This window comes from Pseudomonas fluorescens (genome assembly GCF_902497855.1).
GTDB lineage: Bacteria > Pseudomonadota > Gammaproteobacteria > Pseudomonadales > Pseudomonadaceae > Aquipseudomonas > Aquipseudomonas fluorescens_BI.
The window spans coordinates 1-25,578 of record NZ_CABVHU010000013.1; the positions used below are offsets into that span (position 1 = coordinate 1).

The window sequence follows — 25,578 nt, forward strand, 5'->3', positions numbered from 1 at the left end:
CAAAAATCGGCTCAGTGAGTGTGCGTGCAGGCCTCTACATGCCAGGCCTGGTAGCGTTGCAGCATAACGAGGCGATCAAGGCCATGAAAGACCGCCTGAAGGCCAACGGCAAGGCCCCCAAGCAGATCATCTGTGCGGCGATGCGCAAGCTGCTGCACTTCGTTTACGGTGTGCTCAAGTCGGGCCAACCCTACGACCCGAAACTTGCGCTTGCCCGGTGAGGTTCAAGACGGTATCTACCCCCAGTTTCTTCTATATGGGCTGTTCGAACCCCTCCTGACCGGCCTAATATTCAACCAGAACGTGGCGAACTCCGTATCACAGGCGTCTGATCTCCAGACACTGCGCCACCTCCCAATCGGTTACCAAAGGAGTTACATCATGTCCCGTCTTCGCCTGTTCAGCGCTGCAGCCCTGCTTGCCGTGGCAGCCAATGCCCACGCCACCAGCTTCATCGTGACCACCGATGCCGTCGTCGGCGCACTCAAGGCCACATCCGATGCGACCTCCGATGTCACTTCCTCCTTCCGCGACGACAAGATCGTACGCGCTGCCCGCGACGACGCCGCCAGCTTCGTCGCCAGTGAAGGCGCCATTCGTGGTGTGAAACTGGAAAGCGCCCTCGACCACATTCGCCAACAGGCGCCTCAACTGAGCGCCACGGATGCGCAGCTGGCCCAGGCCATCCTGACGATCTAAGCGACGCCGTTCACTTGGGACACGCACGTAGTGTCCCAATGTTTCAACGCTGGCTCTAGACCGGGCGTTGCGCTAGCCTTGGGACTCGCTTCCAGCTATCGAGCCTCATGCGTTTTCTTTCAAATTTGTTGATCACTCCGTTTTTCGCGACAACCTGCTGGGTGGGTTCGGCCCATGCCTACGACGCTTTCAACCTGTCGACACAAGGCATCGTCGCCACCGGCTACGCCACCACCATGGTGTCCGCCGCCCCCTTCGACCGTAAACTGCTATTCGCCGCCCAGGATGACGCTGCGGCGTTCATCGCCAGTGACGGCGAACTGCGGGGCGCGCAACTGGAGGCCGCCCTGATCTACCTGCGCAGCGCCCAACCAAAACTTCATGCAAGCGACCTTGAACTGGCGCAGGCAATTCTCGTCCAATAGTTATCCTTATCTGCGGAGTCGTTCCATGCGTAGCCCCCTGATTGCTGCTGCCCTTGGCCTGTTGTTGTTGGCCGATGTGACCCAGGCGCACACCCTGGTCGCCACCAGTAACATCATCATCGATGCCTCCCGGCGCACCATTGATTTCACATCCGACACCACCACGTCCATTCGCGATTCGAAAATCATCCGCGAAGCCCACGACGATGCGGCCAGCTTCGTTGCCAGCGAAGGTGAAATTCGCGGTGCACAGCTGGAAGCTGCCTTCGACACATTGCGCACCCGCGTGCCGGAAGCCCGGGACGCCAGTGACCAGGTGCTCGCCGAAGCCATCCTCGCACTGTGATGTCGCCTGTCGCCTGGCTATTGGCCGGGGTCCTGCTGCTGCTTGGCAACACGGCCCAGGCTGCCCTGCAATTACAGCTCAAGACCCAGGGGTTGAGCCCCGCACAGCAGCAGGCCAGTCAGGCCCTGCTCGATGAGGCCATGCAGGCTTTGCCGCCGCGCTTCATCGAGCAACTGGATCGCAGAATCGACGTCGGCTGGACCGATGAGATGCCAGGCGATGCTTACGGTCAGGCGTCTCTGGTGTCCGAACTCGACTTGAATCGCAACCTGCTCGCCAGCCTCACCGACGGCAGCGCTGCGACAAAGAAAACGTATCGCCCCCACGGCACTGTGCGCCGGGAATTGCTGGCCACAGTGCTGCACGAACTCACTCACATCTATGACCGCTCGCGCCTGTGGCCCGACGCGGAGCGCAAGCTGATTCAACGCTGCACCCGGCGTAACGGCAGCTCGGGGCTGATCGGCATGCCCGACGAATGTCGCGGCCAGGCCGATCGACGCTTTACCCTCAGCGACGACCCGCGCCTGCTCGACCTTGCTGGCTGGCCCCAGTACGTCGGCCGCCGCGGCGAGCGCGAACAGTACAATCGACAAATTGCCCGCAGCCCGGACATCTACGAGACGAGCAGCCCCAAGGAGTTCGTCGCGGTAAACATGGAATATTTCCTGCTCGACCCGAGCTACGCTTGTCGACGTCCTGCCCTGTACCGCTACTACCAGGAACATTTCGGCTGGGCGCCCGCCGCCAAAGACACCTGCGGCAAATCCTTTGCGTTTCTCAATGCCGGCAACGACTTCGCCAAACAACCCCTGGGCCAGGTCGACCCGGAACGGGTGTACGCCGTCGACTATCTGTTGGCCGAAGCCAACCAGAATTGGGTCAGCCGCTGGGGCCACAGTATGTTGCGCCTGGTGATCTGCGCACCCGGTCGGCCACGCGGGCCGGATTGCCGGCTGGACCTGGATCAGCACCTGGTGCTGTCCTACCGCGCCTTCGTCGGTGATGTACAGCTATCGAGCTGGGACGGCCTGGTGGGCAAATACCCGTCCCGCCTGTTTGTCCTGCCGCTGGCTCAGGTGATCGACGAATACACCAAGACCGAACTGCGCAGCCTGGCCTCTGTGCCGCTGAACCTGTCGCGTAACGAAATCGAAAACGTGGTGGAACATGCCGCCGAGATGCACTGGAGCTACGACGGCAACTATTTCTTCCTGTCCAATAACTGCGCGGTAGAAGGACTGAAACTGTTGCGCAGCGGCACTAACAATTCGCAGCTGGTCGGGCTGGACAGCATCATGCCCAACGGTTTGCTGGAAGTGCTCAAGGGTCGCGGACTGGCCGATACCAGCGTGCTGGACGATCCCCGCGAAGCGCTGCGCCTGGGCTATCGCTTCGACTCCTTCCGCGATCGTTATCAAGCGATGTTCGAAGTGCTGAAGAAGCACCTGCCGATCAAGCAGGAAAAGGTCGAAGACTGGCTGGCGTTGAAAGCCGGGGAACGCCGGCAATGGATCGACCGGGCCGACTTGCGCACCAGCGCGGCATTGCTGTTATTGGAGCAGGCCGCCTTCCGCCAACAGTTGGTACTGGCCCAGGACGAAGTAAAGCAGCGCTATCTGGGCGCTCGGGAATTGAAGAACGGCGGCATGGACAAGGCCAACGCAACCTTGCAGCAGATTCTCGCCAACAGCGGCTTCCTCAGCCGTCCGGCGGAGTTGCTCGGTACTGGTGGTTATGGCTTGCCGCAGCCGAGTGAATGGCAGCGCCTGGAATCGGAAAGCAGCCTGCGACAGAAACAGCTTCAAGCGCTGACCGGCGATCTGGACAAGGAAGTGAGGGCGCTGCTCGAACCGAGCCGGGCGGCCGAGATGGCCGCCAATGAAGCCAACCTGAAGCAGGTTGGCGAGCATTTGAGGAAGTTGCACAAGGCAGCGGGCGGGTTGGAGTTGCCGTAACTAGACGCGGGCTTGACGCACGCCGTCGGCCAGGGCCGCGCACAGGCTCAACACCCCGTCGACCGCCTGATCCGGCGTCGACGCATTGGCGATGTGATCGATCAACGCCGACCCCACCACCACACCATCCGCCAGACGAGCGATGGAGGCGGCTTGCTCCGGTGTGCGAATGCCAAAACCGATGCTGATCGGCAGATCGGTGTGGCGACGCAAGCGGGCAACCGCTTCTTCAACGTGTTCCAGAGTCGCCGCACCTGCGCCGGTCACCCCCGCTACAGAGACGTAGTAGACGAAGCCCGAGCTGCCATTCAAAACAGTCGGCAGACGAACATCATCGGTGGTCGGCGTAGTCAGACGAATGAAGTCGATACCCGCAGCCTGGGCCGGGTCGCACAACTCGCCGTTATGCTCAGGTGGCAGGTCGACCACGATCAGACCGTCAACACCGGCCTCTTTGGCGTCGGCAATGAAACGTGGCACGCCATACATGTGGATCGGGTTGAAGTAACCCATCAACACCAACGGCGTATCGGTATTGCCTTTGCGGAACTCGCGAACCATTTGCAGGGTTTTCACCAGGTTTTGCTTGGCGCCCAAGGCACGGATGTTCGCCAGCTGGATCGCCGGGCCATCGGCCATCGGATCGGTGAAGGGCATGCCCAACTCGATCACGTCGGCGCCGGCACCGGGCAAGCCTTTGAGGATCGCCAGGGACGTGTCGTAGCTCGGGTCGCCAGCGGTGACAAAAGTCACCAGGGCGGCGCGGTTCTGTTCCTTGAGTTCGGCAAAACGCGTTTGCAGGCGGCTCATCAGTGTTTCTCCTGCTTCGATTGTTCCATGTGGTGCATCACGGTTTGCATGTCTTTGTCGCCACGACCGGACAGGTTGACTACCATCAGGTGATCTTTGGGCAGGGTCGGTGCGCGCTTGAACACTTCGGCCAGGGCATGGGCGCTTTCCAGTGCCGGAATAATCCCTTCCAGGCGACAGCATTTATGGAATGCGTCGAGGGCTTCGTCGTCGGTTACCGAGGTGTACTGGACGCGGCCGATATCATGCAACCAGGCGTGTTCCGGGCCGATGCCCGGATAGTCGAGGCCGGCGGAAATCGAGTGGGCGTCGATGATCTGACCGTCGTCGTCCTGCAACAGGAATGTCCGGTTACCGTGGAGTACACCCGGCACGCCGCCGTTCAGGCTGGCGGCGTGCTTGCCGGTTTCGATGCCATGACCGGCGGCTTCAACGCCAATGATGTCGACGCTTTTGTCGTCGAGGAACGGGTGGAACAGGCCCATGGCATTGGACCCACCGCCGATGCACGCCACCAGGCTGTCCGGCAGGCGGCCTTCCTGGGCTTGCAGTTGGTCACGGGTTTCCTTGCCGATGACGGCCTGGAAGTCGCGAACCATGGCCGGGTACGGATGCGGACCGGCCACGGTACCGATCAGGTAGAAGGTGCTGTCGACGTTGGTGACCCAGTCACGCAGCGCTTCGTTCATCGCATCCTTCAGGGTGCCAGTCCCGGCCACGACCGGGATCACTTCGGCGCCCAGCAGCTTCATGCGGAACACGTTGGCCTGCTGGCGTTCGATGTCGGTGGTGCCCATGTAGATCACGCAATCGAGGCCGAAACGCGCGGCCACGGTGGCCGTCGCCACGCCGTGCATGCCTGCGCCGGTTTCGGCGATGATGCGTTTCTTGCCCATGCGCCGCGCCAGCAGGATCTGGCCGATGCAATTGTTGATCTTGTGCGCGCCGGTGTGGTTCAGCTCTTCGCGCTTCAGGTAAATCTTCGCGCCGCCGCAGAACTCGGTCAGACGCTCAGCGAAATAAAGCGGGCTTGGACGACCGACATAGTCGCGCTGAAAGTAGGCCAATTCCTCTTTGAATGCAGGATCTTCCTTGGCCGCTTCGTATTCGCGGGCCAGGTCGAGAATCAACGGCATCAGGGTTTCGGCGACGTAGCGGCCGCCGAACGCGCCAAACAGGCCGTTGGCGTCGGGGCCGTTGCGCAGATTAGTCTGGGTCATGGGTCGCTCCAGGTGAATGCGTGAGATCACAATGGGCTTAACTCTACCCTTCACGCCTGATGCTGAAAACCGATAAGATTGGCATAACCTGTCAGGAAAACTCACAGATCCCATGAGCCATGACCTTCCCCCGCTGAACGCCTTGCGAGCCTTTGAAGCGACCGCCCGCCTCAACAGCGTCAGTCAGGCGGCCGAACAACTGCACGTCACCCATGGCGCAGTCAGCCGTCAACTCAAGGTGCTCGAAGCACACCTTGGGGTGAGTCTTTTCATCAAGGATGGACGCGGCCTTAAACTCACAGATTCTGGGGTTCGGTTGCGCGATGCCAGCGCTGAAGCGTTCGAGCGATTGCGTACGGTATGCGCAGAGTTGACCCAAAGCACCGCCGATGCGCCGTTCGTACTCGGCTGCTCGGGCAGCTTGCTGGCACGCTGGTTCATTCCGCGCTTGGGAAGGCTGAATTCAGACCTGCCGGACTTGCGCTTGCATCTATCGGCCGGAGAGGGCGATCTCGATCCTCGTCGGCCGGGGCTCGATGCCCTGCTGGTGTTTGCCGAGCCACCCTGGCCGGCGGACATGCAGGTCTACGAATTGGCCAGCGAGCGGATTGGCCCGGTCATGAGCCCGCGATTTGCCGGCTATGAAAGATTGCAGGAAGCACCGGCCACAGCGCTGCTGAACGAGCCATTGCTGCACACCACCTCTCGCCCACAGGCATGGCCCAGCTGGGCGCAACAAAGTGGAATCGACGCCAAAGCGCTGAAATTAGGTCAGGGGTTCGAGCATTTGTACTACTTGCTGGAAGCGGCAGTGGCGGGGCTGGGCGTGGCGATTGCCCCTGAGCCGCTGGTGGCCGAGGACTTGAAGGCCGGCCGCCTGGTCGCGCCCTGGGGCTTCAGTGAAACCCCGGCGCAACTGGCGTTGTGGCTACCCAAGCGCGCCGCGGACGGGCGCGCCCGGCAGTTGGCGCAGTGGCTCAAGAACGAACTGCGCCAAACAGATCATTCGCCGCGCTTGAACAGCAGATAAGCAGCGAGCAAGCCCAGCGCACCCACAGCGACACCCGCTGTAGTCCAAGGGTGTTCCTGGGCGTAGTCCCGTGTGGCAATCCCGGTTTCGCGGGTTTTGACTTTGACTTCTTCGTACGCGTCGCTGAGCAGATGACGCGAATGCTTCAGTGCGTTTTCGGCGTTTGTTTTCAATACTTTAAGGGTTTTACGCGACTCGTCCGAGGCGTCGTCCTTAAGGCTTTCCAGAGACTTGAGCAAACTCTCGATCTCGGCTTCCATGCTTTGCAATGAGGCTTTACGTAAAGAAGTGGTGGCCATGGTGGCTCTCCTGCATTGGTTGAGTTGCGTGTGTTGGTTGGGACTTCAGGGGTTCAAGAAAGTGCAGTAAATCTGAACTTCAACGTGGGATTAGCCGACAGAAGTAATAAGAAAATCACTGCTAGGCTGTAATCAAACCCTGAGGAGAACGCCATGACAGATCATCACACCTACAAAAAAGTCGAGCTGGTCGGCTCATCCGCCAGCAGCATAGAAGACGCCATCAACAACGCCTTGGCCGAAGCCAATAAAAGCCTCAAGTACATGGAATGGTTCGAGGTGACCGAAACCCGCGGGCATATCAAGGACGGTAAGGCTGCCCATTTCCAGGTGACGCTCAAGGTCGGGTTCCGGATTGCGAGCAGCTGAGTGTGAGCTAGTCTTCCGAACTGGCTTGCTGGCCGAGTGCCATAGGGATTGGCAACACGTGACACAAGAACATCCGGCTGATAGCCGGATGCCCCCTATTGATCCGACCAGAGAATGCACAGATGAAGAAGTTTATTTTGGCGGTAGGTTTGCTGAGCCTTGCGGGTATCGCCTTTGCTGAGGGCAAGTCGTGCGAACAGCTAAAAGCCGAGATCGCAGCGGGACTTGATGCCAAGGGCGTATCAGGTTATTCGCTGGAGATCGTCGAAAAAGGCACGGCTACTGATGGGAAAGTCGTCGGCACTTGTGAAAAGGGCACCAAGGAAATCGTCTACAAGAGGTAATCTGATGCCCGCTAAAAATAGAAAAGCCGACGCAATGACGGCGGCTTTTTGCGGGCAAGGCTCGAGCGTCAGCCCTTCATGACCTGCGCCAACAGTTCATAGGAATGCACCCGATCGGCATGTTCATACAGGTCACACGTGAAGATCAGCTCGTCTGCCTGGGTTTGCTCGATCAGCACTTCCAGTTTGGCGCGGATCTTCTGCGGGCTGCCGACCATGGCCAGGCCGAGGAAATCTCCTACCGCTTCCTTCTCATGGGGCAGCCACAGGCCGTCCATGGTTTTCACTGGCGGCCGTTGCACCAGGCTCTGGCCACGCATCAACGCGAGAATCCGCTGGTAGACCGAGGTCGCCAGATAGTCGGCTTGCTCGTCGGTGTCGGCGGCTACCAAGGGTACGCCGAGCATCACGTAGGGCTTGTCCAATACGGCAGAAGGCTTGAAGTGGTTGCGGTAGACGCGAATCGCCTCATGCATGAAGCGCGGTGCGAAATGGGAAGCGAAGGCGTAGGGCAAACCGCGCTCACCGGCCAGTTGGGCACTGAACAGGCTCGAACCCAGTAACCAGACCGGGACGTTGGTGCCGGTGCCCGGCATAGCGATAATTCGCTGGTCCGGGGTGCGTGGGCCGAGGTAGCGCATCAGTTCGGTCACGTCTTGCGGAAACTCGTCAGCGCTCCCGGAGCGTTCACGACGCAAAGCGCGGGCAGTCATTTGATCGGAACCGGGAGCGCGGCCCAGGCCCAGATCGATCCGGCCCGGGTAAAGACTTTCAAGCGTGCCGAACTGCTCGGCGATGACCAGCGGGGCGTGGTTGGGCAACATCACACCGCCCGAGCCGACGCGAATGGTCGAAGTGCCGCCGGCCAGATAACCCAGCAGTACCGAGGTCGCCGAACTGGCAATGCCATCCATATTGTGGTGTTCGGCGACCCAGAAGCGGTTGTAGCCAAACTTCTCGACGTGCTGCGCCAGGTCCAGGGAATTGCGCAGCGACTGGGCCGCACTGCCATTCTCTCGCACTGGCACCAGATCGAGGGTCGAGAACTTGATATCGGACAGTCGTTTCATAAGCCTGCTTCTCCAATTGAGGGCGCAGGTTTTTTCTTACAAACGAAAACCTGCCGAATCCATAAGCGTGTTTCATGCAATGAGGGCATATACCCGAGTTTCAATAGCACAGACGAAATTCCCGCAAAATGAGGCATCAATTAGAATCGCGATGAACTTTGCATCACCGTCTATCCTCAGAACCCTAGCAACCGAAAACCACGAAGGCGCGACGATTCGCGCCGGATCTTGAGGAGGCAGACATGGCTATCACGAAGAAAGCATCGGCTCATTGGGAAGGTGATCTGAAAACCGGCATCGGCTCGATTTCCACGGAAACCGGTGTACTCAGAGAAGCACCCTACGGCTTCAAGGCGCGTTTCGAAGGCGGCAAGGGCACCAATCCGGAAGAGCTGATCGGTGCGGCACATGCGGGTTGCTTTTCCATGGCGTTTTCAATGATTCTCGGCGATGCCGGTCTCAAGGCTGACAGCATCGATACCAATGCCGAGGTCACGCTGGACCAGGTGGACGGTGGCTTTGCGATCACGGCAGTGAAACTGATCCTCAAGGCGAAAATCCCCGGGGCGAGCCAGGCGCAGTTCGAGGAATTGAGCAACAAGGCCAAAGAAGGCTGCCCGGTGTCCAAGGTGCTGAATGCGAAGATCAGCCTGGATGCGACGCTGATCAGCTAGATCTTTGTTGCACGTTGAAAGATCGCAGGCTTCGGCAGCGCCTACAGGGGTTGAGTAAACCTGTAGGCGCTGGCGGCGTCTGCGATCTTTTTTGTGCTGAAACAAACCTGATTGGCGAAAATGTGGTCGAATAAATGACAGCAGCAAAACGCATCGATGTGCGCGCTGCCTGCAAAGGAGCTTCAACCATGAAACGTTTTGCCCTGGCGATCATCTGTTGCGCGCTGGCCACATCGGCCCTCGCGGCACCGAAATCCTGTGAAGAACTCAAGGCCGAAATCGAAGCCAAGATCCAGGCCAATAATGTCTCGTCCTACACCCTGGAAATTGTCACCAATGATGAAGTGCACGATCAGAACATGGTCGTTGGTACGTGTGAAGGCGGCACCAAAAAAATCATCTACCAGAAGAACGACCGCTGATTCACCTCATAGGAGGCAATAGGATTCTCGATCTTGCGCGACGATTTCACGCTTGGCGTTGTACAGGCGAGCGCCGGGAGTGAAGGCGATCGAACGCCCTTCCAGCACATAACGCTGGCCGGCTTCGAAATGATCATAGCGGATGGTCAGGTAACACAAACGTTCCGTGGGACCGCTCATCATACTCAAGCCCCCGCCCCCTCCGGGCACTTCGAAGTCGAATCGAACGATCAACTCATGGCTACCGGGGGTAACCTGGAAAAAACGCCCGTCGCGCAATCGCTGTTTGTCCAATCGTTCGGCCATCAACAATTTGTCGTTGGGGAATGGCGTAGAAAACTCGACCCAGGCCATCTGCGGATTAACCGCCGGCAATGGGCTCTGGCAGCCGGCAATGACACTTGCAGCCAGTAATAGCATTGACCTGCGCATGATGAATTCCCAAGGATGGGGTCCTTCAGGATAACGCCGATCAGGTCCGTTGGCAGCCAGCCGGTGTACCTTGGCCAATCACTTTTCGCTGTCGATCATAGAGCTTTGCCCACGGCCGGAAACCGATATTGCCCGCTTGCAGCTGATACCGCTCGCCTGCGTTGAAATCCTTGAATTTCACGCTCAACTGACAGTCACGCCATAGCGGCTCGGCATCGGGGCCGATATTGGTTGGCGCGACAGCAAACTGGTAACGCACCGTCAGCTCATGGCTACCGGGATGAACCTCGAAGTAGCGCTTGTCGGTGGCGGCCTTGTCATCGACTTCCAGCGCTTGCAGCGCTGTATCTTCTTGCTGCGAATCCAGGTCGATCCACGCCTGGGCCGGATCAGGGCGAGGTAATCCGAATCCGGCACAACCTGTCAGCAACAACAGGCTTCCTGTCAGCATCAACGTGCGCATAGCGGAGCTCCAGTCAGGCGGGATAGTCTTGCGGACAGACTTTCCAGGGATGATTCATTTTGATCAGGCCGTTTCCAAGCCTTGGGTTACTTGATCGCGTTTTACGCATTTTGTTTCCGGGCGTGTTGTTTTTGTTGCTCAACGGTTGCGCCAGCGTCAGCTATTACGGCCAATTGGCCAGTGGTCAGCTGCAACTGCTGCGGGCACGGGAGCCGGTTTCCAGCGTGATTGCCGATCCCGGTCGCGATCAGCAATTGCGTGCGCACCTGACTCAATCACAAAAGGCCCGCACGTTCGCCAGCCAGCATCTGCACCTGCCGGACAATCAGAGCTATCGTCTTTACGCCGACATTGGCCGGCCATTCGTCGTCTGGAATGTGTTTGCCACGCCGGAGTTTTCCCTGACGCCGCAGAACCATTGTTTCCCCATTGCCGGTTGCGTCGCCTATCGCGGCTACTACAGCCAGAGCGCAGCCCGCGGTGAAGCGGCCTTGCAACGACTGCAAGGTATGGACGTGTCGATCGGCGGTGTCGAGGCCTATTCGACGCTCGGCTGGTTCAACGATCCGATCATCAGTTCAATGATGGGTTGGGGCGACGAGCGGCTGGCGACATTGATCTTTCACGAACTGGCGCATCAGCGCTTGTATGTGAAGGACGACACCGAGTTCAACGAGTCTTTCGCCTCTTTCGTCGAACAGGAAGGCACCCGCCAATGGCGCGCATTCCGAGGCCTGGCGCCGGACGATGGCGTACAGGTGCAGCGACGCGAGCAATTCCTTCAATTGATTCTGGATACCCGCAGGCACCTCGAATGGCTGTACAGCCTGCCCCTACCCACCGACCAGATGCGCCAACGCAAGGCGGCAACGTTCGAGCGCCTGCGAGGTGATTATCGACTGCTGCGTGACAGTCAATGGGCTGGGGACAATCGCTACGATACCTGGATCAATGCGCCGATGAACAATGCCCGGCTGTTACCGTTTGGGTTATATGACCAACGGGTGCCGGCGTTTGCCGTGTTGTTCCGGCAGGTGGGCGGGGACTGGGTGAAGTTTTATGCGGCGGCCGAGAAGCTGGGGACCCTGCCGGTCGAAAAGCGCCAGGCGGCGTTGGAGGTTTTGGCTAAACCATAAAGCTTCAGTGGCTGAACGGGCCCCTTCGCGAGCAGGCTCGCGAAGGCCGTTTGACTAGCGCTGCAAAAACGCCTGATGCAACTCATCCAGCGTCTCAAAGTGATAGGCCGGCGCTTCTGCGCTCAACTCTTCACGACTACCAAAACCGTAGCCCACCGCCGCGGCATCCAGCCCATTGCTCCGCGCGCCGATCAGGTCGTGTTTACGATCGCCGATCATCAAGGTGTTGCTCGGGTCCAGGCCTTCTTCGGCCATCAGATGGGCGATCAGCTCGACTTTATTGGTACGGGTCCCGTCCAGTTCGCTGCCGTAGATCACCTTGAAGTGTTTCGCAAAGTCGAAGTGCCTGGCGATTTCCCGGGCGAAGATCCAGGGTTTGGAGGTCGCTATGTACAGCTGGCGCCCTTGCCCGCCGAGGGTTTCCAGCAACGGCGTGACGCCGTCGAAGACACGGTTCTCGTAAAGGCCGGTGACCTTGAAGCGTTCGCGGTAGAAGTTGACCGCTTCCCAGGCCTTGGGCTCGTCGAAGTCGTAGAACTGCATGAACGCCTGCAACAATGGCGGGCCGATAAAGTGTTCGAGTTTGGTCAGGTCGGGTTCATCGACCCCCAATTTTCCCAGGGCAAACTGGATCGAACGGGTAATGCCCTCGCGCGGATCGGTCAGGGTGCCATCAAGGTCGAATAAAACGGTTTGGTAATGCATGAAAATTCCTGAGCAATAGCGGGACGTTTTCCGTTAACAGGAGCTTAGATCTGGTCGTAGCCTTCGGCTATATGCAGGTCCTTGAGCTTTACGTAATTCGCCGCGCTGTAGGTGAAAAAGGCTTTTTCCTTGTCGGTCAGCGTACGGATCTGTTTTACCGGGCTGCCCACATAGAGGAATCCGCTTTCCAGGCGCTTGCCGGGCGGCACCAGGCTGCCGGCGCCGATGATCACGTCATCTTCCACCACCGCGCCATCCATCACGATGCTGCCCATGCCGATCAGAACCCGGCTGCCCACGCTGCAACCGTGCAGCATGACTTTATGCGCGATGGTCACGTCATCGCCGATCAGCAACGGGAAGCCATCGGGATTGAACGGACCGGCATGGGTGATGTGCAGCACGCAGCCGTCCTGGACACTGGTGCGCGCCCCCACGCGGATGCGATGCATGTCGCCACGGATCACCGTCAGCGGCCAGACCGAACTGTCTTCGCCGATTTCAACGTCGCCGATCACCACGGCCGAGCAGTCGACAAAAGCGCTTTTGCCGAGCAGCGGCGTATGGTTCTGATACTTGCGAAGGGTCACGATAGGCTCTCTCTCTATTGCTGATAGCTGCGGTCGACGTCGATTGTAATTAAGATGGGGCCATGTTTCTTCCAGCGTTTCTTCCAGCCAAGGTGCCAACCGTGAGCGTGAACAACCCTCTTTTGCAGTCCTACGACCTGCCGCCGTTCTCGGCGATCCGTGCCGAGCACGTGCAACCGGCCATTGAACAGATCCTGGCTGACAACCGCGCCGCCATTATCGAGATCCTCAAAACCGAGGGCAAACAACCGACCTGGGCCGGCCTGGTGCTGGCAATGGACGAACTCAACGATCGCCTCGGCGCAGCCTGGAGCCCGGTCAGCCACCTGAACGCCGTGTGCAACAGCGCCGAATTGCGTGAAGCCTACGAGTCCTGCCTGCCAGCCTTGAGCGCCTATTCCACCGAACTGGGGCAAAACCGCGAGTTGTTCCAGGCCTTCGAAGCCCTGGCCAACAGCCCGGAAGCGGCCGGTTTCGATGTGGCGCAAAAAACCATTCTGGAACACTCCCTGCGTGACTTCCGCCTGTCGGGTATCGACCTGCCGGAAACCGAACAAAAGCGTTATGCCGAAGTGCAGAGCAAATTGTCGGAGTTGGGCAGCCGTTTCTCCAACCAGTTGCTCGACGCGACTCAAGCCTGGACCAAGCACGTCACCGATGAGGCGGTCCTCGCCGGCCTGACCGATTCGGCCAAGGCCCAAATGGCCGCAGCAGCCCAGGCCAAAGACCTGGATGGCTGGCTGATCACCCTGGAATTCCCGAGCTACTACGCAGTAATGACCTACGCCCAGGACCGCAGCCTGCGCGAAGAAGTCTACGCGGCCTACTGCACCCGTGCGTCGGACCAAGGCCCGAATGCCGGTCAGAACGATAACGGCCCGGTCATGGAAGAAATCCTCGACCTGCGTCAGGAACTGGCCAGACTCCTGGGTTTCGCCAGCTTTTCGGAGCTGAGCCTGGCCACCAAAATGGCCGAATCCAGCGACCAGGTCATCAGTTTCCTGCGCGATCTGGCCAAGCGCAGCAAGCCGTTCGCCGCCCAGGATCTGGAACAGCTCAAAGCCTATGCCGCCGAACAAGGCTGCCCGGACCTGCAAAGCTGGGACAGCGGTTTCTTCGGCGAAAAACTCCGCGAGCAGCGCTACAGCGTTGCCCAGGAAGCCCTTCGCGCCTACTTCCCGATCGACAAGGTACTGGGAGGTCTGTTCGCTATCGTCCAGCGGCTGTATGGCATTGAAATCGCCGAGCAGAAAGGCTTCGACACCTGGCACCCGGATGTTCGCCTGTTCGAAATCAAGGAAAACGGCCAGCACGTCGGTCGCTTCTTCTTTGACCTCTACGCCCGCGCCAACAAGCGCGGCGGTGCCTGGATGGACGGTGCCCGTGATCGTCGCCGCACCGCCGAAGGCATACTGCAGAGCCCGGTGGCCAATCTGGTGTGCAACTTCACCCCGGCCGACAGCGGCAAGCCAGCGCTGCTGACCCACGATGAAGTAACGACGCTGTTCCACGAATTCGGTCACGGCTTGCATCACCTGCTGACCCGCGTCGAGCACGCCGGTGTTTCGGGTATCAACGGCGTAGCCTGGGATGCGGTCGAGTTGCCAAGCCAGTTCATGGAGAACTGGTGCTGGGAGCCGGAAGGCCTGGCGCTGATCTCCGGTCACTACGAAACCGGCGAGCCGCTGCCGCAGGACCTGCTGGAAAAAATGCTCGCGGCGAAGAACTTCCAGTCCGGCCTGATGATGGTTCGCCAGCTGGAATTCTCGCTGTTCGACTTCGAACTGCATGCCACCCATGGCGACGGCCGCAGCGTGCTGCAAGTACTCGAAGGCGTGCGCGACGAGGTCTCGGTCATGCGTCCGCCGGCCTACAACCGCTTCCCTAACAGTTTTGCGCATATCTTCGCCGGCGGTTACGCGGCGGGCTACTACAGCTATAAATGGGCGGAAGTGCTGTCGGCGGATGCTTTTTCGAAATTCGAAGAAGACGGCGTGCTCAATGCCGCCACCGGTCGCGCGTTCCGCGAGGCGATCCTGGCGCGCGGCGGTTCTCAGGAACCGATGGTGCTGTTCGTCGATTTCCGGGGACGGCCACCGTCGATTGACGCACTCTTGCGCCACAGTGGCCTGAGTGAGGTCACAGCCGCATGAGTGAGGGTCCTGTGATCACGAAAAAACGCTTTATCGCCGGCGCAGTCTGCCCGGCATGCAGCGAGCCGGACAAGTTGATGATGTGGAACGAAGACCAGGTCCCGCATCGCGAGTGCGTGGGCTGCGGTTATTCCGACACGCTAAATGAACAGGGTCAGTCGGTGCCCAAGGAGTTGGGCACCCGGGTCAACACCTCGGCGCTGAAAGTGCCGGACGCCAAGGTTCAGCCCGTGCAGTTCTTCCCCAACCCCAAGCTGAAGAAAAAGCCGGACGAACAGCATTGAATCAAAACCACCTTCCAGTCCTGAACAGACTGGAAGGTGGTATCTATTTACCACCTTTTGCCAAGGGTATTAGATACGTTCTCTCACTATCAGGGATTAACTATTTTCGAATAAGCTTTCGCCAGTGCCACCAGAACTGCTTTGTCCTGAGAGTCGATATCACCGTCATCGTCCACATCTGGAGTCGTTTTCATAGTGAAGGTCGCGCCGCCATCATTCGATACGGCTTCGCGAGTCTGGGCGTCGAGCAAAGAATAGGTAGGCTCCCGACTGGCGGGGTCGTAACCCTCTGCCTTCAGAGCAAACTGCATGGAAACCCGGACTTCGTTTGGGTTGACGACAGAGGGGCGTAACAGTTGAAGAAATATGCCACGCTGATTGTAGAACGACATTAATTAAATCCTTTTAATAATGAATTCACGGCCATGCCGTGTGAAGGGGATGGTACTGATGAATGTTCAAATAACGCCACGGGCAAAATATTGCTCGTCGTTACATGAAACTTTCAGAATTAACTTAACAAGCACATCTAATTGGACAGGAATAAACCAAGTGCCGAACGGCACTGGCGGCTGTCACCGGGCTCCTATACTGTATGCACATACAGCTAAAGGATCGCATCGATGGCTACTCCTCTACCTCCCCGCGGTCGCGGCACCGCCAGCAATCCGCACAATCGCTTCGCCCCGAACCGTTCGGTGGCCGAGGATGACGGCTGGTATCAGGAAGTCCCCGTCACTCAAGGCACCGAGGTGCGCATTGAAACGGCAAAAACCATCATCACCCGCAACAACTCCCCGGATTTGCCCTTCGATCGCTCGATCAATCCCTATCGCGGGTGCGAACACGGTTGCATTTATTGTTACGCACGGCCCAGCCATGCCTATTGGGACATGTCGCCGGGGCTGGATTTCGAAACAAAGCTGATCGCCAAGACCAATGCCGCGCAGGTGTTGGAGGAACAACTCTCCAGACGCGGCTATCAATGTGCGCCGATCAACCTGGGTTCCAACACCGATCCTTATCAGCCCATCGAACGCGAACACCAGATCACTCGTAAAACACTGGAAGTGTTGCTGCGTTACCGCCACCCGGTGACCATCATTACCAAAGGTTCGCTGATCCTGCGCGATCTGGACCTGCTGGCCGAGCTCGCCGAGCAAAGACTGGTGGCCGTGATGATCAGCCTGACCACCCTGGACGACGAGCTCAAGCGTATCCTCGAACCCCGCGCGGCTGCGCCCAAGGCCCGATTGCGAGCTATCCGGGTGATGCGTGAAGCAGGAATTACGGTGGGGGTCCTGTGCTCGCCGATGATTCCAATGATCAACGACAGCGAACTCGAAAGCCTGCTTACCGAAGCCCATGGGGCCGGCGCACAAAGTGCAGCCTACATGATGCTGCGCCTGCCCCTGGAAGTGGCGCCGCTGTTCGAAGAATGGCTGGCGGCCCATTATCCTCAGCGTGCTGCCCATGTATTGAGCCTGATCCGCCAGAGTCGTGGCGGTGAGCTCTACGACAGCCGGTTCGGCAGTCGGATGCGCGGCGAAGGTCCATTTGCCGACCTGCTGGCGCAACGCTTTGCCAAAACGATCAAACGCCTGGGACTCAATCGTCGGGAAGGTTTCAATCTGGACTGCACAGCCTTCTGTCCGCCAGGGCGTCAGATGTCATTGATTTGAGAGCAATTGGCCTATGGTTGAGTAGAAGAAGACAGGCATCACAGTTGCTCTGGTCACGTTTTCTGTGACCTGGAACACACGTACTAGAGCGTTTCATTCAGTTTCAATTAAGTTTCGACGGCTACCTTGTTCATCGAGTGACTGACGGGTCGGGAGGTTCGACCTGGATGTTTTTTAAACAGCCACTGGCTTCACATCGGATAACACGGGAAGATTCCCTGACTGACTCCGCCAAAGAGGATGAATCATGAGTGACAAGGATAAACAGCCGTTGGCTGCGTCGGCTTCAGCCCCACTGGAGGCGGAAACCGCCGATGCAGCGCTGCAGCATATCGTTGACGGCTTTTTGCATTTTCATCACGAGGTTTTTCCACAGCAGGAAGAACTGTTCAAGAAACTCGCCACGGCCCAGAGCCCCAGGGCGATGTTCATCGCCTGCGCCGATTCGCGCATCGTTCCCGAGTTGATCACCCAAAGCGCCCCTGGCGATCTGTTCGTGACCCGTAACGTCGGCAATGTGGTTCCGCCGTACGGGCAAATGAACGGCGGTGTTTCCACTGCGATCGAATACGCGGTACTGGCCCTCGGCGTGCAGCACATCATCATTTGCGGGCACTCCGACTGCGGCGCCATGCGTGCGGTACTCAACCCGCAAAGCCTGGAAAAAATGCCGACGGTCAAAGCCTGGTTGCGCCACGCCGAAGTGGCGAAAACCATGGTCCAGGAAAACTGTCATTGCGCTGACGAAAACGAAAGCATGCACGTCCTCACTGAGGAGAATGTGATCGCCCAGCTGCAACATTTGCGCACGCACCCGTCGGTTGCCTCGCGCATGGCCAATGGTCAGCTGTTTATCCATGGTTGGATCTACAACATCGAAACCAGCGAAATCAGAGCTTACGACGCGGACAAGGGTTGTTTCCTGCCGCTCGATGGCAGCCATCCGATTCCGGTGGCGACGCCCAAAGCGCGCTTCTAAATCTTCCTAAATTACTGTGTGGTTTAGCCGAGGCTGCTGATCAAGCAGCCCGGCTTCGCCACGCCTGAAGAAAACTTCGGGAGAGTCACCATGCGTGCTGCTCAACTTAAAGCTGTTCTGCCACGGGAGCTGCTGGCGTCCGTGGTTGTGTTTCTCGTCGCCCTGCCCTTGTGCATGGGCATCGCCATCGCCTCGGGGCTGCCGCCGTCCAAAGGCTTGATCACCGGGATCATCGGTGGCCTGGTGGTGGGCTGGATTGCCGGTTCGCCACTGCAAGTCAGCGGCCCGGCAGCCGGTTTGGCGGTTCTGGTGTTCGAACTGGTTCGCCAGCATGGCATCGACATGCTCGGGCCAATCCTGCTGCTGGCCGGTTTTCTGCAACTGGTGGCTGGGCGTTTAAAGCTGGGCTGCTGGTTTCGGGTCACGGCGCCTGCGGTGGTGTACGGCATGCTCGCCGGGATTGGTGTACTGATCGTGTTGTCACAGGTGCATGTGATGCTCGACGCCGTGCCCAAGCCTTCCGGGCTGGATAACCTGGCGGCCTTCCCGGCTGCCGTCGTGCAGGCCTTGCCGTCCTTGGGTTGGCAAGCCGGGTTGCTCGGGCTGTCGACGATTGCGGTGATGTGGCTGTGGGAGAAATTCCGCCCCCATTCCCTGCGCTTCATTCCCGGCGCACTGCTGGGTGTAGGCCTGGCGACCGTCGCCAGCCTGGTGCTCGCCTTGCAGGTCAAACGAGTGGAGGTCCCGGCCAACCTGGCGGAAGCCATCGACTGGCTGAAACCCGCAGACTTACTCAACCTCGCTGACCCGACACTGCTAATCGCCGCATTTGCCGTGGCGTTTATCGCCAGCGCCGAAACCCTGCTCTCGGCCGCCGCGGTCGACCGCATGCACAGTGGCCAGCGCTCGGACTTCGACCGGGAATTGTCGGCCCAAGGCGTCGGCAACATGCTCTGCGGTTTGCTCGGCGCACTGCCGATGACCGGCGTGATTGTGCGCAGTTCGGCCAACGTCCAGGCGGGTGCCACCACGCGAATGTCGACGATCTTCCATGGCCTGTGGTTGCTGGCTTTCGTGTTGCTGCTGTCCAGCGTGCTGCAAAGCATTCCGGTGGCGAGCCTGGCGGGCGTTCTGGTTTATACCGGTTTCAAACTGGTCGACCTCAAGGCCTTCCGCGGTCTGGGCCGATATGGCCGGATGCCGATGTTCACCTACGCGGCAACAGCCCTGGCGATCATCTTCACCGACCTGCTGACCGGCGTGCTGATCGGCTTCGGCCTGACCCTGGCCAAACTGGCCTGGAAGGCTTCGCGGCTGAAAATCAGCCTGATCGATCTACCCAAGGACGGCGAAATGGAACTGCGATTGACAGGTGCAGCGACCTTTCTCAAAGTGCCGGCGCTGACCCAGGTTCTGGGGACCATTCCGGCAGGCGCGACGGTGCATGTGCCGCTAAATAACCTGAGCTACATCGATCACTCGTGTCTGGAGTTGCTGGAGGAATGGGGTCGGGCCAATGCGGCCAAGGGATCAAAACTGTTGATTGAAGCGCGGGGGTTGAAGCGCAGGCTGGAAGGGCGATTGCGGACCACGACGGGCGTCGGTTCGGCCGCGTAAATCACCCTCCTGTAGGAGCGAAGGCTTGCCCGCGAAGGCGTCTTCAAGTACGCCAAAAGCTTCGCGGGCAAGCCTCGCTCCTACAGGGGGATATTGCATTAGGCCGCTGGCTGATCCAGTTCCAGGCCCACGCCTAACCGACGCGACATGCACGGCCAGCGCTTCCACGCAGCGCCAGTGTCCGGGCTGCTTAGCTTTCCACGGTAGGCTTCCACCGACTCCAGCGCGAAGCTTTCGTCGTCGAGCATCTCGTCCACGGCGTGATGTACAGCCTCATCCAGTTGGTTGGCGAACTCCTCACCGATCAGTTGGTGGGCAATCAGGTTGGCGACAGTCATGTCCAAGGGGATCAGTGGCTGGCCAAAATGTTTGATGTACAGGTCGTTGACCTCTTCGACAAAACGGTGCGCCAGATAGGCTTCGTCCAGCAGGCTGTCGAGCCCGATGTGCCCAGCCATTATCGTCGGCGGCTGGAGGAAGTACTGTTCGGCAATTTTCAGCACCGGTTTGATCTGTGCCTCGATACCCGCTTCCCTGGCAACTTCATTGGCTGCATCCAGCAGATCAGGAACTTCATCGATGTAGGCGGCGACAAAACGCGTCAGCACACCATTGGCGTCCGCTTCCGGCAATTGGATGGATGGGTGTAGATGAGGCAGTTTGCTTTCCAGCTGACGAGTCAGCAGGCCGGTTTCGGCTTCGTGTTGTTGGGCTTTTTGGATCTGCTCGCGCAATGCGGCGGTGTTCATGAAAACTCCAGGAAACAAAGGCAATGAAATAGGGAAGACATAACTTAGCTGCCTTATGAACAATGCTAAGACGCATTTTTCATAAGTGTTTCATCCTTGAGACATCTCCGTTATATCGAATGCTGACCGCTGGTCTGCATCCTTCTCCATTTGTGATCTAGAACGCAAGTCCCACCTGTTTCACTCGATTTACGCCGCCACGTTGCGAGGTGCCAGTCGCTGTCTATACTCGGGTGGGAATGGAGTTAGCTGATGCGCCCGACTGCACATGCAGCAAGGCCTGGCGATTCAAGTTCGTAGTCTGAAAGCCGCTCCCTTGCCGCAGGTGAAAGCCGGCGGGATAAAAAGAACGATAAGGGGAACCCGCAATGATGCGACATCCACATGTCTGGATGGGCCTCCTGTTGTGGTCGATTTTCAGTCCGGCACACGCCGCATGGACTGTGAATATGGCGCCGGGAGCGACTGAAATCAGTCACGCAGTATTTGACCTGCACATGACCATTTTCTGGATCTGTGTAGTGATCGGCATCATCGTCTTCGGCGCCATGTTCTGGTCGATGATTCTCCACCGCCGCTCCACCGGGCAGGTGGCCGCAAAATTTCATGAAAGCACCACCGTCGAAATCCTCTGGACCATCGTGCCCTTCCTGATTCTGGTGGCCATGGCGATTCCAGCGACTGCAACCCTGATCAAGATGTACGACACCACCGAACCGGATATCGATATCCAGGTCACCGGTTATCAGTGGAAGTGGCACTACAAATACCTGGGCCAGGACGTTGAGTTCTTCAGCAACCTGACCACCCCCGCCGATCAGATCCACAACAAGGAAGCCAAGGGCGAGCACTACTTGCTTGAGGTTGATAAGCCTTTGGTGCTGCCGATCGGTGCCAAGGTGCGCTTCCTGGTGACTTCCGCCGATGTCATCCACTCATGGTGGGTGCCGGCCTTTGCGGTCAAGCGCGATGCGATTCCGGGGTTCGTCAACGAAGCCTGGACCCGCGTCGACAAACCCGGCCTCTACCGCGGTCAATGCGCCGAATTGTGCGGCAAGGACCACGGCTTCATGCCGATCGTGGTCGAGGTCAAGGAAAAGGCCGACTACGAAAAATGGCTGGGCGAACGCAAGGCTGAAGCGGCGCAACTCAAAGAGCTGACCAGCAAGGATTGGACCCTCGACGAGCTCAAGGAGCGCGGTGACAAGGTCTATCACACCACTTGCGTGGCCTGTCACCAGGCCGAAGGCCAAGGCCTGCCACCGATGTTCCCGGCGCTCAAGGGCTCGAAAATCGCTACCGGACCGATCAAGGATCACCTGAGCATTGTCTTCCACGGCAAGCCCGGCACCTCCATGGCGGCGTTCGGCAAGCAACTCTCGGAAGTCGATATCGCAGCGGTCGTAACCTACGAACGTAACGCCTGGGGCAACAACAAGGGCGACATGGTCACCCCTAAAGAAGTGCTGGAGCTGAAACAGGCGGAAAGCAAATGACCCGGTCTATTGCGCACGTAAGGAACCAGTCGGGGCATCGCGCCCCGGCCTGCCCAGCCCATCTGTTTGCAGGAGACAGGACATGACTGCTGTAGTCGATGACCATGTTCATACCGGCACCGCCCACGCCCACGGCCCCGCCAAAGGCTTGATGCGCTGGGTGCTGACTACCAACCACAAGGATATCGGCACGCTGTACCTGTGGTTTGCGTTTTCCATGTTCTTGCTCGGCGGCTCGTTCGCGATGGTAATCCGCGCCGAACTGTTTCAGCCGGGGCTGCAAATCGTCCAGCCGGAATTCTTCAACCAGATGACCACCATGCATGGTCTGGTGATGGTGTTCGGTGCGGTGATGCCGGCGTTCGTCGGCCTCGCCAACTGGATGATCCCGCTGATGATCGGTGCGCCGGACATGGCCCTGCCGCGGATGAACAACTTCAGCTTCTGGCTATTGCCGGCGGCATTCATCCTGCTGGTGTCGACCCTGTTCACCCCCGGCGGCGGGCCGAACTTCGGCTGGACGTTCTACGCCCCGCTGTCGACGACCTATGCACCGGAAAGCGTGACCTTCTTCATCTTCGCCATCCACTTGATGGGGATCAGTTCGATCATGGGCGCGATCAACGTGATCGCCACCATCCTCAACCTGCGCGCCCCCGGCATGACGCTGATGAAAATGCCCCTGTTCGTCTGGACCTGGTTGATTACCGCGTTCCTGTTGATCGCGGTAATGCCGGTACTGGCCGGGTGCGTGACGATGATGCTGATGGACATCCACTTCGGCACCAGCTTCTTCAGTGCCGCCGGTGGCGGTGACCCGGTACTGTTCCAGCACGTGTTCTGGTTCTTCGGTCACCCCGAGGTGTACATCATGATCCTGCCGGCCTTCGGTGCCGTCAGCTCGATCATTCCGGCCTTCTCACGCAAGCCACTGTTTGGCTACACCTCGATGGTCTATGCGACGGCGAGTATCGCGTTCCTGTCGTTCATCGTCTGGGCGCACCACATGTTCGTGGTCGGCATTCCGCTGGTGGGCGAGTTGTTCTTCATGTACGCCACGCTGCTGATCGCGGTACCTACCGGGGTCAAGGTGTTCAACTGGGCCAGCACCATGTGGCAAGGCTCGCTGACCTTCGAGACGCCGATGCTGTTTGCAGTGGCGTTTGTGATTCTGTTCTCCATCGGCGGCTTCTCCGGCCTGATGCTGGCCATCGCCCCGGCGGACTTCCAGTACCAGGACACCTACTTTGTGGTCGCGCACTTCCACTATGTACTGGTACCGGGGGCGATCTTCGGGATCTTCGCCTCCGCCTACTACTGGCTGCCGAAATGGACCGGCCACATGTACGACGAAACCCTCGGCAAGCTGCACTTCTGGCTGTCGTTCATCGGTATGAACATGGCGTTCTTCCCGATGCACTTCGTGGGACTGGCGGGCATGCCGCGGCGGATTCCGGACTACAACCTGCAATTCGCCGACTTCAACATGGTGTCGTCGATCGGCGCGTTCATGTTCGGCGCCACGCAGATCTTCTTCCTGTTCATCGTGATCAAGACCATTCGCGGCGGCGCGCCGGCACCGGCCAAACCGTGGGATGGGGCCGAGGGCCTGGAGTGGAGCATTCCGTCACCGGCGCCGTATCACACCTTCACCACGCCGCCGGAAGTGAAATGAACGCGGCCCTTGTAGGAGCCGGCTTGCTGGCGAAGAACGATAACGCGGTTTATCTGACAGACCGCGGTGTTTGCATCGCCAGCAAGCCGGCTCCTACAGGAATCTCGGCGGAGGTTGGGAATCATGGCTGATTCGATTTCGATGAAGAAGCTGGTCACCCGCCTGCTGTTGGTGGTGGTGGCGATGTTTGTCTTCGGCTTTGCCCTGGTGCCGATCTACGACGTGATGTGCAAGGCGTTCGGCATCAATGGCAAGACCGGCGGGCAGTATGAAGGCGAACAAACGGTCGATACCTCGCGGCAAGTGCGCGTGCAGTTTCTGTCGACCAACTCCGCCGACATGTCCTGGGAGTTCTACCCCAAGAGCGACGAATTGACGGCCAACCCGGGGGCGGTGAACGAGATGATCTTCATCGCCCACAACCCGACCGATCGCCCCATGAGTGCCCAGGCAGTACCGAGCATCGCGCCCAGCGCGGCGGCGGCGTACTTCCACAAGACCGAATGTTTCTGCTTTACCCAGCAAGTGCTGCAGCCCGGTCAACGGATCGAGATGCCGGTACGTTTCATCGTTGACCGTGACATGCCCAAGGATGTGAAGCACCTGACGCTGTCCTACACGCTGTTCGACATCACCGCCCGACACCCACCGGTAGCTGTAAACACTGGCGGCTGAGCGTGCCCGATAAGGAGAACAATAAATGGCAACTCATGAACACTATTACGTTCCGGCACAGAGCAAATGGCCGATCATTGCTACGGTCGGTATGTTCGTCACCGTGTTCGGCCTGGCCACCTGGTTCAACGACCTGAAGGCGGCGCGGCCGGATTCCCACGGCCCGCTGATCTTTTTCGTAGGTGGCCTGCTGCTGGCCTACATGCTGTTCGGCTGGTTCGGTACGGTGATCAAGGAAAGCCGTCAGGGGTTGTACAGCGCACAGATGGATCGCTCGTTCCGCTGGGGCATGAGCTGGTTCATCTTCTCGGAGGTGATGTTCTTCATTGCCTTCTTCGGTGCCCTGTTTTATGTACGCAACATCACTGGCCCGTCACTGGGCGGTGAAGGTGCCAAAGGCCTGGCCCACATGCTGTGGCCGACATTTGAATTCACTTGGCCATTGCTGAATAACCCGGACCCGAAACTCTTCCCGGCCCCCAAGGACGTGATTAGCCCGTGGGGCCTGCCGCTTCTGAATACCGTGCTGCTGGTCAGTTCCAGCATCACCGTGACCATCGCCCACCACGCCTTGAAAAAGGGTCATCGTGGCGCACTGAAAATCTGGCTGGCACTGACCGTATTGCTCGGTTGCGCGTTCCTCGGTTTCCAGGCCGAAGAGTACATCCATGCCTACCACGAACTGGGCCTGACCCTCGGTTCGGGCATCTACGGCGCGACCTTCTTCATGCTCACCGGCTTCCACGGCGCCCACGTGACCATCGGCACCATCATCTTGTTTGTGATGTTGATGCGGATCATGCGCGGGCATTTCGACGCGGATCATCAGTTCGCGTTTGAAGCGGCGAGTTGGTACTGGCACTTCGTGGACGTGGTGTGGATCGGGTTGTTCGTTTTCGTCTACGTGCTGTAGGAGCGAGGTAGCTCCGGGCGGCGTTCCGACGAAGGTGTGTCAGACACGTTGATTTCGACTGAGACACCTTCGCGAGCAAGCTTGCTCCTACAACAGCTACCAAGGTACGTGCGACACCAACTGGCCGCTGAAAAAACCCCAGGCAATCAAGCCGACGGTAATGGCGGCCAGCGCAACACGCACACTCAAGGCAATGACGAGGCGGTTCGAGCTGCTGTCGTCCTTGACCAGAAAAAACAGGCCGCTGAACAGGCTGACAACCGTGGCAATCAGCATCAGGACGATGGCTGCTTTGAGCATGGTGAGACTCCGGGGGACAGGCGATGCACTTGAGTATAGCTATCGCGACTACCGACTTTCTGG

At 58.9% G+C, this 25,578-nt stretch carries 30 protein-coding genes and 1 pseudogene; 20 read left to right on the plus strand and 11 right to left on the minus strand.

Annotated features, from left to right (window positions below; all coding sequences use genetic code 11):
• The 5 genes and pseudogenes from F8N96_RS23725 to F8N96_RS23745 all read left to right on the plus strand — a co-directional run.
• A pseudogene (locus F8N96_RS23725) lies at window positions 1-221 on the plus strand (IS110 family transposase); the annotation flags it as partial.
• A 160-nt stretch (window positions 222-381) separates the two neighbouring features.
• Window positions 382-699 (plus strand): DUF2388 domain-containing protein, encoded by a 318-nt coding sequence (locus tag F8N96_RS23730; protein ID WP_150799880.1) that lies wholly within the window; start codon window positions 382-384, stop codon window positions 697-699.
• A 107-nt stretch (window positions 700-806) separates the two neighbouring features.
• Entirely contained in the window at window positions 807-1,124 is a 318-nt protein-coding gene (locus F8N96_RS23735) for a DUF2388 domain-containing protein (RefSeq protein ID WP_150799881.1), read from the plus strand.
• Window positions 1,125-1,149: 25 nt separating this feature from the next.
• Window positions 1,150-1,470, plus strand: a complete 321-nt coding sequence (locus F8N96_RS23740) for a DUF2388 domain-containing protein (protein WP_128874703.1) — start codon at window positions 1,150-1,152, stop codon at window positions 1,468-1,470.
• Entirely contained in the window at window positions 1,470-3,428 is a 1,959-nt protein-coding gene (locus tag F8N96_RS23745; protein ID WP_150799882.1) for a DUF4105 domain-containing protein, read from the plus strand. The genes F8N96_RS23740 and F8N96_RS23745 overlap by 1 nt, the downstream gene beginning before the upstream one ends.
• On the opposite strand, the gene trpA is transcribed toward F8N96_RS23745, so the two are convergent.
• Window positions 3,429-4,238 carry a tryptophan synthase subunit alpha gene (gene trpA, locus F8N96_RS23750; protein ID WP_150799883.1) on the minus strand — a complete coding sequence of 270 codons (810 nt, stop codon included), beginning with the start codon at window positions 4,236-4,238 and terminating at the stop codon, window positions 3,429-3,431. It abuts the gene before it with no gap.
• Window positions 4,238-5,458, minus strand: coding sequence for a tryptophan synthase subunit beta (trpB, locus tag F8N96_RS23755; RefSeq protein ID WP_150799884.1), 1,221 nt, complete (start codon window positions 5,456-5,458; stop codon window positions 4,238-4,240). The genes trpA and trpB overlap by 1 nt, the downstream gene beginning before the upstream one ends.
• Window positions 5,459-5,570: 112 nt before the next feature.
• On the opposite strand from trpB, the gene F8N96_RS23760 reads away from it, so the two are divergent.
• Entirely contained in the window at window positions 5,571-6,488 is a 918-nt protein-coding gene (locus F8N96_RS23760) for a LysR family transcriptional regulator (protein WP_150799885.1), read from the plus strand.
• On the opposite strand, the gene F8N96_RS23765 is transcribed toward F8N96_RS23760, so the two are convergent.
• Window positions 6,461-6,787: a DUF883 family protein gene (locus F8N96_RS23765; protein ID WP_064675282.1), complete on the minus strand. Its 327-nt coding sequence runs from the start codon at window positions 6,785-6,787 to the stop codon at window positions 6,461-6,463. The two genes, F8N96_RS23760 and F8N96_RS23765, sit on opposite strands and share 28 nt — an antisense overlap.
• A gap of 153 nt (window positions 6,788-6,940) precedes the next feature.
• On the opposite strand from F8N96_RS23765, the gene F8N96_RS23770 reads away from it, so the two are divergent.
• Both F8N96_RS23770 and F8N96_RS23775 read left to right on the plus strand, forming a co-directional pair.
• The gene (locus tag F8N96_RS23770; protein ID WP_064675281.1) at window positions 6,941-7,156 is read left to right on the plus strand and encodes a dodecin; all 216 of its coding nucleotides are present in this window, start codon (window positions 6,941-6,943) and stop codon (window positions 7,154-7,156) included.
• A gap of 122 nt (window positions 7,157-7,278) precedes the next feature.
• Window positions 7,279-7,500 carry a DUF1161 domain-containing protein gene (locus F8N96_RS23775; RefSeq protein WP_150799886.1) on the plus strand — a complete coding sequence of 74 codons (222 nt, stop codon included), beginning with the start codon at window positions 7,279-7,281 and terminating at the stop codon, window positions 7,498-7,500.
• A 68-nt stretch (window positions 7,501-7,568) separates the two neighbouring features.
• Here the strand turns inward: F8N96_RS23775 and F8N96_RS23780 are convergent, their stop codons facing one another.
• The gene (locus tag F8N96_RS23780; protein ID WP_150799887.1) at window positions 7,569-8,570 is read right to left on the minus strand and encodes an LLM class flavin-dependent oxidoreductase; all 1,002 of its coding nucleotides are present in this window, start codon (window positions 8,568-8,570) and stop codon (window positions 7,569-7,571) included.
• Window positions 8,571-8,812: 242 nt separating this feature from the next.
• Here F8N96_RS23780 and F8N96_RS23785 point away from each other — a divergent pair, with 242 nt between their 5' ends.
• Both F8N96_RS23785 and F8N96_RS23790 read left to right on the plus strand, forming a co-directional pair.
• Window positions 8,813-9,244: an OsmC family protein gene (locus F8N96_RS23785; protein ID WP_150799888.1), complete on the plus strand. Its 432-nt coding sequence runs from the start codon at window positions 8,813-8,815 to the stop codon at window positions 9,242-9,244.
• 188 nt (window positions 9,245-9,432) lie between these two features.
• Window positions 9,433-9,666 (plus strand): DUF1161 domain-containing protein, encoded by a 234-nt coding sequence (locus F8N96_RS23790; RefSeq protein ID WP_094469771.1) that lies wholly within the window; start codon window positions 9,433-9,435, stop codon window positions 9,664-9,666.
• Between the two features lie 6 nt (window positions 9,667-9,672).
• Here F8N96_RS23790 and F8N96_RS23795 read toward each other — a convergent pair whose 3' ends face one another.
• Window positions 9,673-10,098: a hypothetical protein gene (locus tag F8N96_RS23795; protein ID WP_150799889.1), complete on the minus strand. Its 426-nt coding sequence runs from the start codon at window positions 10,096-10,098 to the stop codon at window positions 9,673-9,675.
• A 40-nt stretch (window positions 10,099-10,138) separates the two neighbouring features.
• Window positions 10,139-10,561: a hypothetical protein gene (locus tag F8N96_RS23800; RefSeq protein ID WP_150799890.1), complete on the minus strand. Its 423-nt coding sequence runs from the start codon at window positions 10,559-10,561 to the stop codon at window positions 10,139-10,141.
• A gap of 59 nt (window positions 10,562-10,620) precedes the next feature.
• Between F8N96_RS23800 and F8N96_RS23805 the strand changes: the two genes are divergently transcribed.
• Window positions 10,621-11,697, plus strand: a complete 1,077-nt coding sequence (locus F8N96_RS23805) for an aminopeptidase (protein WP_150799891.1) — start codon at window positions 10,621-10,623, stop codon at window positions 11,695-11,697.
• A 54-nt stretch (window positions 11,698-11,751) separates the two neighbouring features.
• On the opposite strand, the gene F8N96_RS23810 is transcribed toward F8N96_RS23805, so the two are convergent.
• Both F8N96_RS23810 and F8N96_RS23815 read right to left on the minus strand, forming a co-directional pair.
• Window positions 11,752-12,402 carry an HAD family hydrolase gene (locus F8N96_RS23810; RefSeq protein ID WP_150799892.1) on the minus strand — a complete coding sequence of 217 codons (651 nt, stop codon included), beginning with the start codon at window positions 12,400-12,402 and terminating at the stop codon, window positions 11,752-11,754.
• A 44-nt stretch (window positions 12,403-12,446) separates the two neighbouring features.
• Window positions 12,447-12,992: a gamma carbonic anhydrase family protein gene (locus F8N96_RS23815; RefSeq protein ID WP_150799893.1), complete on the minus strand. Its 546-nt coding sequence runs from the start codon at window positions 12,990-12,992 to the stop codon at window positions 12,447-12,449.
• A 62-nt stretch (window positions 12,993-13,054) separates the two neighbouring features.
• Between F8N96_RS23815 and prlC the strand changes: the two genes are divergently transcribed.
• Complete coding sequence (gene prlC / locus F8N96_RS23820; RefSeq protein WP_191630675.1) at window positions 13,055-15,145, plus strand: oligopeptidase A; 2,091 nt, start codon at window positions 13,055-13,057, stop codon at window positions 15,143-15,145.
• Entirely contained in the window at window positions 15,142-15,429 is a 288-nt protein-coding gene (locus F8N96_RS23825) for a YheV family putative zinc ribbon protein (protein WP_150799895.1), read from the plus strand. The genes prlC and F8N96_RS23825 overlap by 4 nt, the downstream gene beginning before the upstream one ends.
• 89 nt (window positions 15,430-15,518) lie before the next feature.
• Here F8N96_RS23825 and F8N96_RS23830 read toward each other — a convergent pair whose 3' ends face one another.
• Entirely contained in the window at window positions 15,519-15,821 is a 303-nt protein-coding gene (locus F8N96_RS23830; protein WP_150799896.1) for a hypothetical protein, read from the minus strand.
• 231 nt (window positions 15,822-16,052) lie between these two features.
• Here F8N96_RS23830 and F8N96_RS23835 point away from each other — a divergent pair, with 231 nt between their 5' ends.
• From F8N96_RS23835 to F8N96_RS23845, 3 genes are all read left to right on the plus strand, one after another.
• Entirely contained in the window at window positions 16,053-17,111 is a 1,059-nt protein-coding gene (locus F8N96_RS23835; RefSeq protein WP_150799897.1) for a PA0069 family radical SAM protein, read from the plus strand.
• Between the two features lie 247 nt (window positions 17,112-17,358).
• The gene (locus F8N96_RS23840) at window positions 17,359-18,090 is read left to right on the plus strand and encodes a carbonic anhydrase (RefSeq protein WP_150765460.1); all 732 of its coding nucleotides are present in this window, start codon (window positions 17,359-17,361) and stop codon (window positions 18,088-18,090) included.
• A 90-nt stretch (window positions 18,091-18,180) separates the two neighbouring features.
• Complete coding sequence (locus tag F8N96_RS23845; protein WP_150799898.1) at window positions 18,181-19,707, plus strand: SulP family inorganic anion transporter; 1,527 nt, start codon at window positions 18,181-18,183, stop codon at window positions 19,705-19,707.
• A gap of 98 nt (window positions 19,708-19,805) precedes the next feature.
• On the opposite strand, the gene F8N96_RS23850 is transcribed toward F8N96_RS23845, so the two are convergent.
• Window positions 19,806-20,456 carry a hypothetical protein gene (locus F8N96_RS23850; protein WP_150799899.1) on the minus strand — a complete coding sequence of 217 codons (651 nt, stop codon included), beginning with the start codon at window positions 20,454-20,456 and terminating at the stop codon, window positions 19,806-19,808.
• 368 nt (window positions 20,457-20,824) lie between these two features.
• Between F8N96_RS23850 and coxB the strand changes: the two genes are divergently transcribed.
• The 4 genes from coxB (at window position 20,825) to F8N96_RS23870 (ending at window position 25,215) form a co-directional block, all read left to right on the plus strand.
• The gene (coxB, locus tag F8N96_RS23855) at window positions 20,825-21,952 is read left to right on the plus strand and encodes a cytochrome c oxidase subunit II (RefSeq protein WP_150799900.1); all 1,128 of its coding nucleotides are present in this window, start codon (window positions 20,825-20,827) and stop codon (window positions 21,950-21,952) included.
• An 82-nt stretch (window positions 21,953-22,034) separates the two neighbouring features.
• Window positions 22,035-23,627, plus strand: coding sequence for a cytochrome c oxidase subunit I (gene ctaD / locus F8N96_RS23860; protein ID WP_150746554.1), 1,593 nt, complete (start codon window positions 22,035-22,037; stop codon window positions 23,625-23,627).
• Between the two features lie 123 nt (window positions 23,628-23,750).
• Window positions 23,751-24,302, plus strand: a complete 552-nt coding sequence (locus F8N96_RS23865; protein ID WP_150799901.1) for a cytochrome c oxidase assembly protein — start codon at window positions 23,751-23,753, stop codon at window positions 24,300-24,302.
• A gap of 25 nt (window positions 24,303-24,327) precedes the next feature.
• Window positions 24,328-25,215, plus strand: a complete 888-nt coding sequence (locus F8N96_RS23870) for a cytochrome c oxidase subunit 3 (RefSeq protein ID WP_150799902.1) — start codon at window positions 24,328-24,330, stop codon at window positions 25,213-25,215.
• A 96-nt stretch (window positions 25,216-25,311) separates the two neighbouring features.
• Here F8N96_RS23870 and F8N96_RS23875 read toward each other — a convergent pair whose 3' ends face one another.
• Window positions 25,312-25,515 (minus strand): twin transmembrane helix small protein, encoded by a 204-nt coding sequence (locus tag F8N96_RS23875; RefSeq protein WP_008152470.1) that lies wholly within the window; start codon window positions 25,513-25,515, stop codon window positions 25,312-25,314.
• Between the last annotated feature and the right edge of the window lie 63 nt (window positions 25,516-25,578).